Source organism: Sinorhizobium americanum (assembly GCF_001651855.1).
Classification (GTDB): Bacteria; Pseudomonadota; Alphaproteobacteria; order Rhizobiales; family Rhizobiaceae; genus Sinorhizobium; species Sinorhizobium americanum.
In genome coordinates, this window is sequence record NZ_LNQC01000018.1 from 1 (window position 1) to 6,165 (window position 6,165).

The window sequence follows — 6,165 nt, forward strand, 5'->3', positions numbered from 1 at the left end:
TCTTGTCCTCATCGATCTCCATGAACCGACGTTACCACGCGCGGCACCCAAAATCCCGCGGCACTGCTCGGATGGATACGGAGCTGACGATGACCATTTACGAGCACATTGAGGAATTGCGGGCCGAGTTGGCGGCATCCATCGACGCCGGCGAGCGTCAGCAGATCGCGGCCGAGCTGGAGCGCGCCGTCACACAGCACCAGCAGGAAGAGGCCGCATTCGACGCGCTGATCAGCGTTGAGCCGCCTCACTAGGCGGCTCTCGACCTTTTGTGAGTGTCACTGTAACGCGGCCGACGCTTCATATTCGCCGGGCAGATTTGCCCGCACACGATAGAAACCGCTTCAAGCTCAAACCCGCCAGTAAAATGTAAGGCGGCATGGCGAGCGAATAGTGACCGCAGTTCAGTTCCAAAACATTCGGCCTGACTCCGACGTCCTTCAGCTTCTGAATGAAGCGACTCGATAGGTCGGGCAACACCACCTTGTCCCTCGTAGCCAACACGACGTGAAGTTCGAGATCGGACCGTGCCAGATTATGCGCGTAATTCTCCAAGTTGAGCGGACCCCATGCCCTTCGGAGATCGGTGAGCTCAATTACAGGCTCAAGGCTATCACGTATCGATCGGGTCGCGCGCCCCGTCCAAACCATGTCTGCGAGACTACCCGCCGTCAAAAATAACGAGGCCTTCGATACGGCCGGATCATGCGCAGCGATCAATCCCGCAACCCAGGAGCCAAGGCTCATGCCGAGAACCGAGACCTCTCGATAGCCTTCGCTCTTCAGCCAGCGGATGAGCTTTCGCCCATCCCATACGGCCTGCCTTACAGACTGGATCGTTCGGCCGAGATTCGAACTAAGCATATAATCGGCGTACAGCGAGCCGGGACGGCTGCGCTCGAAGTGATAAGGCATAGCAATCTCGACAACCGTGATCCCACGCTGCGAGAAAAACTTGGCAATCTGACGATTTCGGGCGCTGGCATTCCAGTGATGAAAAATCACCAATGCCTGATCGAGCGAGGCGCTCTCGGTGATGTTTGCCCAAACGACGTTGTTCTCTTCGACGTCAGTAGAAATGTCCGATGGAAATCTGAGCCACCCATCGTGCCTTTCAAAGCCCTGACCGCTCCCGCTCGGCTCATCGTAAAAGCTTGAATCAGACAGGGCCTGGTCCGCAAGGGCACAAAACTCGTCGAGAGTTTCTATCCTCTTCTCGCCCGGGAAGGCCCGGCCGGCGTCGAGGATGAAATCCGTTACTTTCTTCGCTTCCTCACCGCGCCGCGCCCGCCGCTCGTCCCAACGATCAAGCCAATTATGATACACTCTGGTTGCTTCCTAACTCGCTTGCTCGCCATCGCCCAAACTCTGGATCAAAGAGGCCGTATGTCGCGAGCAGCACTCCAACGCCGAGGAGGATCGAAAAGCCCTCAAAGGCATCGATCAACAAGTAGCTGGCAAAGAGCAACCCTACGACTGCAGACATCCTCCGTAGAGGCACGCGAAACCGCTTTCCGACACCCAAGCGGATGAAACCGTACAGAAAAACGATACAGGTCGAAACGGCGACTAGGAGGCTGCTGTAATGCGTTGGCATTCTATAGCTGAAGCTATTGCCGCCGTCGTGGCGCTCATACAGGACCGAAGACATATCGTGGGCTATCCAGGTCACGATATCTCCTCCGTTCGAGCTCAGGTAAGAGCTTTGGACCTTCATGCATATGGCGACCAGAACACCCAGGACAGTACACCGGAAAATTCCCCGCATCACCCTAAGGCCGATTTCACCGCCCTCGCGCCGATGTTGCACCGGTCGCATCGTTGATGCGTCTTCAATTCTCCAGAGATCATGGACGATCGTATGAAGCAGAATGAGGCCCGCGAAAAAAAGATAAAAGCAGAGGCACATGTAGAGATATGCGAGACCTGTGAACACAATGGTCATCGGCACTGATATGACTTCAGGGCGCACAATGGGTAGCTTGCCCCAATCTACTGCATAGTTGCCACCGCCGTTGATCAACGGGATCAAGCACACGCCGATCCATTGAAAAAGTCCCGCGAACAAAACGCAGATCAAGAAAACCGCCCAGTATGTGTACGAATAAGCTTGAACGTTGCGCGTCCAGGCATCGTCGCTTTCCAGCCGGTCGCCCTGCGCTACCAGCCTGAAGCGCGCGTCATGTTTCCAGAAGACCAGCAGCTCTATCACGAACGCGAAAAATAGCGGCAAGAGCACCATGAAGAGGAACGTCCAGTTCGGTGCCCATAGAAAACCGACCTGCTTAACGACACCATCCGCCCGGCTATGGGTGGCGCTGTGAATCCCCACGATATACGACAAAAACCCAAGGGCGGAGGCACCCGCGAATATCGACGCCGGTAGATTCAAGGGAGATCCATGGCTAAAAAGCGCCTCCGATATTCTCGCCAAGCCGAAACCCTGTCTTCGCCGGGTGGCATCAATGCCTTGTGGCAGATCGCCCGCAGGCTGCGTCTGATCATCGGCCGTCACAGGCGGCGGCATATCTCGAACCCGCAGCGCCGTGCTGCTACCCGCCTTCTTCGAATCTCGCCTCTTGGCGGTTAGCCGTGTTTGCGCGCCGCTGAGCTCCATCTGCCATTCGCTGGTCGCTTCCGGATCGTCGCACCCAAAGATCCGCGCCAGCCAACGAATGTTGGACGGGCTAATCCCCTTCTCGTTCTCTTGAAACCAGAGCTGCACCGTCCGCAAATCGACCCCGATCCGGTTGGAGTCGATCTGTGAAATCGCCTCTGCCAAAAGCTCCGGCGTCCATGGGCCTTGCGGAAACCCGTCACTGCCTAATGGCCGGCCTGCTCCCGCAGCGGCTAACTGCTTGAACAGCTCCTTGAAATCGCTCCCGTCCTTGGGCGGTGCAACAAAAATCTTTCCGTTCTTTTCCAATGGCTTAAATGCCCAAATTTCGTTTCATTTCGTATCCTATCGTGCCTTCAGCCTCAATCAATGGTTTTACGCCCGCAATGCAACTTGATCGGTGAGGCATTCCACCATGCTACTGTTGTCGTCATCCAGTTCGCGTTCGTCCCGTGGTACCGGGTCCATTTCTCCGCGCCCGAGCGCGGATTTGAGTGCGTCAGCGCCGGAGCGCAAGGCGGGACAAAAAGAGGAGAGTGGGGCGGAAACTGCGGTTTCCCTTTGCGACTTGATGGATCAGCATATTGCGGTGCAACTGGCGACCGCTGAACGCAGGGCGGCCAGCGAGGTTACGAATGTAGCCTATGCAAACCGACTGTTAGATGTTGCGCGGGATGAAGAAGCCGGCCGGCTGGCGATCGTCAATTACAGGCCGCGGGGCGATCGGGAATCGAGGCTGAAGCTGGCCTATATGGCGGCTTACCTGATCGCGACACGTGGCACCCTGAACGCCAATGAGATGAATTCCGTCTTGGAAGCCCCTCGCGGTCGGCCAAGCACATCGGTTTCCTGAGTCTCCCTCTAATGCTGATACACAATAATGTGCTGAGACCACACTGCTGTCGATTGTGTCGGCGGCGGTGTCCCGTGTCGAATATTGCGTCGAACACGCTAGTCGTCAATGAAGTTGGGCTATGTTATAACTGTGGCGGCCAGGTTGAACTGTCCGTTCCGGCGCAAAGTTAAAATGTCACTTTGGACACGTCTTCAGCCATTTAGAAATACGACACTCGGCATCTCCACTTGCGCTGAGGCAAGCCCCCGACCGGACCGGCTGGGCCGGGTTGCAAGGGAAGGGAGGGGGCGGCTGAAGGGCACCCCTTCGGCTTTAGCTTTCCCAGTTTCATTTATTGCGTTCCTGGTAGATGTTGCAGGCAGCTGTATGTGCAGGGCCAGGATCTCGCGATGCTTCCGGAAATCAGGCTGATGGGTGATGTCGATGTAGCCGCGCTGTCGCCGCTGCTTCGCGGGATGATCGTGACGATATCCTATGCCGACACTCACAATGGCATTGGATTAACAGCGACGGGCGCCATGAACCGCAAGTTCGTGCACTGGGCCGCCGTTCATTTCAATTGGCCCGGGTACACATCCGAAGACCTGTACAGGATGAATAAGGTCCTCAATGAAGCCGACATGCCGCCGCTCTGGGTGGTGCGGGATATGGTCCGACATCTAAAGCTTCTTCGCCGGAAAAAAGACGTCCTGCTGCCGACAAAACGTGGCCAGGACTTTTTGGCGAGACCGCAGGCCTTCTTCGATCTGATCGCGACGGATTATCTTTATGCCTATATCCACCACGGGCAGACGCAGGAGGCTGTCCGCAATCGGATGCGTTGGTGGCACGTCTTTCTCAATCTTATCAATATGAAAGCAGAAACGGGCTGTTCGCTGGACGAACTGGCGAACGAGCTATACCCGAGCGAATCGTACCCGGAGCCAGCAGAAATGACTGTCGAAACCTGGGCGGAAAGGTCGTCGCTCCGCTACGATATCATTCGCCCGCTGTGCTGGCTGGGATTGCTGCACGAAGAACGCGAGGGGCTGACTATTTGGCAGCACGGAACCTACCACAAGACACCCTTGTGGCCTGCCTGTTTAAAGCTGGAATCAGACATGCATTCCGAGTTTATTCTCCATTGAACTGTGCCGGGTAGGGTTGCCCTTGCTCCACCGCACTTTGCTGGGAAAGCGCCTGCCGCCGCCGAGCAACGACCGCCGGATCGGTCATGAAATCCGTCCGCTTGCCCGGCTTGCGACCGCGCGGCGTGTAGCCGTTCTTCTCGCTGTTGGTCCTGACCTTCAACGCCGGCCGCTCGTCCTGGCGCTCCTTGATGTAGGCCAGCACATCGGAAAGCCGCTTGTTCTCGGTGATCGCCGCATGCGTCACCCGCTGGTCCTTGTCGAACACCCGGTAGGGCAGGGAATGCCCCTTCCAGCGCACATCCAGCCGGCCGTCGGCAAGCGCGTAGGTCTCGACATAGCGACCGACCAGCCCGCGCGTCACCTCGGTCTCCTCCAGCATGATCCGCTGGCGCTCGAACGAAAACGTCAACTGGGCACCGACATAACGCTGCTCACGTTTGCACAGGACGTCGTGCAGTCGATCCGGGGCAAGGTTCAGCGGCCGATGCAGATCATCAGATCGGGCAGGGGTAATGGCGAATTGCCGGTTATAGCGCTCCATGAACCGAGGCAGGAAAGCGTTGCCGTCGTCCATGCCGCAGATGCCCTCCAGGCGCAGATCCTTGATCAACCGGTCCTGTAGCGTCCGGTTCATCCGCTCGACCCGGCCCTTGGCTTGGCTCGAGTTTGCGCAAAGAATCTCGATGTTTAGCTCTGAAAGTGCACGGCCGAACTGGGTCATGCCCTGACCGCCCTTGGCATCCTTCTTCGCCACTCGGAACACGGAATGCTTGTCGGAATAGAAGGCGACTGGAGCACCATGCGCCTTCAGATAGAGTTCGAGCGCCTCGAAATAGCTGAACGCACTTTCCGATCGTACAAACCGCAACTGCATCAGCTTGCCGGTCGCATCATCGATGAACACCAGCAGCGAACATGGGTCACCGCGATCTTCGAACCAGCGATGCTCGGAACCGTCGATCTGCACCAGTTCACCATAGGCCTCGCGCCGCAATCGTGGCTGGTGAAAGGTGCGGCGCTGCTTGCGCGACAGCCACAGGCCGGCCTCCGCCATCCATTGGCGCAACGTCTCGCGCGACACCGGCAATCCGTCGTGCTCGGCGAGCTTCTCGGCCGCCAGCGTCGGACCAAAGTCCGCATAGCGCTCGCGCACGATCGCCATGGCATAATCGCGCACGCCGTCGCAAATCCGATTGTTCGATGGCCGACCGATCGCCTTGTGCCGGATCGACGCCGCACCGCCAGCGCTGATCCGATCCAGCAGACGACGCACCTGGCGCGTGCTTAAGCCCAGGACATGCGCTGCCGAAACCAACGTCATGCGCCCGGCGGTCACTTTCGACAAAACCTCAATCCGCTGCAGGTCACGCTCGCTCATCGCAATCAATCCCATCCGCAATCTCCCAGGTCATCAAAACCCGGGGAGAGTGACATTCCAACTTTGCAGGAACAGGACACTTCAACTTTGCGGCTACAATAACTGTCACAGCTATTTAAAGCTGAGACAAAGTAATCAACTTAGAAACGCGACATCATCCTATTCATTATTACTCCATTTGCAA

Annotated in this window: 6 protein-coding genes; 3 read left to right on the forward strand and 3 right to left on the reverse strand. The window is 57.2% G+C overall.

Going from position 1 to position 6,165, the window contains the following annotated elements:
• Positions 1-254: hypothetical protein (locus ATC00_RS33245; protein ID WP_064251573.1), on the forward strand; the 254-nt coding region annotated here is incomplete at its 5' end.
• A 46-nt stretch (positions 255-300) separates the two neighbouring features.
• On the opposite strand, the gene ATC00_RS00160 is transcribed toward ATC00_RS33245, so the two are convergent.
• Positions 301-1,326 (reverse strand): RcgR family putative quorum lactone hydrolase, encoded by a 1,026-nt coding sequence (locus ATC00_RS00160; protein WP_064251574.1) that lies wholly within the window; start codon positions 1,324-1,326, stop codon positions 301-303.
• Positions 1,316-2,926, reverse strand: a complete 1,611-nt coding sequence (locus ATC00_RS00165) for an RcgA family putative transporter (protein WP_064251575.1) — start codon at positions 2,924-2,926, stop codon at positions 1,316-1,318. Before ATC00_RS00165 ends, ATC00_RS00160 begins: the two co-directional genes overlap by 11 nt.
• A 262-nt stretch (positions 2,927-3,188) precedes the next feature.
• On the opposite strand from ATC00_RS00165, the gene ATC00_RS00170 reads away from it, so the two are divergent.
• Both ATC00_RS00170 and ATC00_RS00175 read left to right on the forward strand, forming a co-directional pair.
• A complete protein-coding gene (locus ATC00_RS00170) occupies positions 3,189-3,470 on the forward strand; it encodes a hypothetical protein (protein ID WP_064251576.1) in 282 nt (93 codons plus the stop codon).
• A gap of 392 nt (positions 3,471-3,862) precedes the next feature.
• Positions 3,863-4,600 carry a hypothetical protein gene (locus ATC00_RS00175; protein ID WP_064251578.1) on the forward strand — a complete coding sequence of 246 codons (738 nt, stop codon included), beginning with the start codon at positions 3,863-3,865 and terminating at the stop codon, positions 4,598-4,600.
• Here ATC00_RS00175 and ATC00_RS00180 read toward each other — a convergent pair.
• Positions 4,587-5,996, reverse strand: a complete 1,410-nt coding sequence (locus tag ATC00_RS00180; protein ID WP_064251577.1) for an ISNCY family transposase — start codon at positions 5,994-5,996, stop codon at positions 4,587-4,589. The two genes, ATC00_RS00175 and ATC00_RS00180, sit on opposite strands and share 14 nt — an antisense overlap.
• Between the last annotated feature and the right edge of the window lie 169 nt (positions 5,997-6,165).